2 protein-coding genes are annotated in these 1,295 nt (G+C 36.4%); both read left to right on the plus strand.

The genetic code is table 11. The annotated features are described in order from the left end of the window. Window positions 1-532 precede the first annotated feature (532 nt). On the plus strand, window positions 533-718 hold the full coding sequence (locus tag RB298_RS31060) for an AbrB/MazE/SpoVT family DNA-binding domain-containing protein (protein ID WP_328236182.1): 186 nt from the start codon (window positions 533-535) through the stop codon (window positions 716-718). Further along, on the plus strand, window positions 715-1,295 hold a 581-nt coding region (locus tag RB298_RS31065; RefSeq protein WP_486050190.1), incomplete at its 3' end, for a hypothetical protein. The genes RB298_RS31060 and RB298_RS31065, both read left to right, overlap by 4 nt.

Raw genomic sequence — 1,295 nt, forward strand, 5'->3', positions numbered from 1 at the left:
TACTTTTCAACACATAATCCCTTCTTTCTTCTCACTCTCTCATTATACTGGGATTATGTAAACAAAATATAGTGGTATTTTATTGAATTTTCAAAAAAATAAAACCATATACAGAAGGTGCGCTTTTTATACACCTCTCTAACCTCTGTCTCAAAGAGAAACCTTGTTAAATCAACGATGTATAAAAAGATGCATAAAGTAAAAAACTCTTCTTCCTGCGAACCCTTTTCTATCAAGGGTTCTTTTTTGTGATTTGTTGCGAAAATGGTGATTATGTTAACTAAAGATGTATATCATATACTGCCTAAAAACAGAAAAAAAACTACTGGCTCATTCGGCACCAATAGCTTTTTTGCTAAGGAAGAAAATTAGTTGTAGATGCCTCACGGCGTCTTGGATAGTTTGCTCAAATTATTATTAATTATTACATCAGCAAAAAATCCGTTCTTTTATTCAAATAGTATAGATAAAAGTAAAAATGTAAAGAATGGAAACTATCAAAATATAAGCATACATGGAGGCCTCACGGAATATGGAAACCTCAAAATTAAGTATCAAGGGACAGATTACCATTCCAAAATACATACGGTCGCTGCTAAATGTTAAACCAGGGGAGCGCGTTGCTTTTATCGAAGAAAACAGTGAGATCATCATAAGGAAGGTATTTGTTCAAGCTTATCCAGCTGATATCGGAAAGGAAGGCATAAAAAGATCATGATGCAAGTTGAACTAAAAAAATCTCGAAGACGAGTAGCCGATGTCAGCATTTTGGGAACCACGCAACTTCATTTAAGAAATCCTTATGTCATTGCGTGGTGGTCAGCGACGGTTCCCGGTTTTGGTCATCTATTATTATCTAAGTATCTAAGAGGATACGTGTTAATCCTGTGGGAAATGGTCATTAATACTCAAGCAAAAATCAACCTTTCTATGGTGTACGCGTTTACAGGGCGTTTTGAGATGTCCAAAGATGCTCTTGACTTACGTTGGATGCTGCTTTATGCGCCTGTTTATATTTTTGCTATCTATGATAGTTACCGGACGACTGTAGACTTAAACAAAATCTATATTTTAGCCGAAAGGGAAAAGGCGGAATATACCACCTTCCAAATTAGTCCTTTGGAGATTAACTATTTAGATAAGCGAACACCGTGGGTTGCCGTCATCTGGTCTGTTGTCATGCCTGGTATGGGGCAGCTTTATATACATCGAATTGTCACTGCTTTTTATTTGCTCGGTGTCTGGATTTTAATTTGTTACCAATCCCAAGTCCTTGAAGCGATTCACTATACCTT

Source organism: Priestia sp. BR_2, from assembly GCF_041954005.1.
GTDB classification, from domain to species: Bacteria; Bacillota; Bacilli; order Paenibacillales; family Paenibacillaceae; genus Paenibacillus_AQ; species Paenibacillus_AQ lautus_A.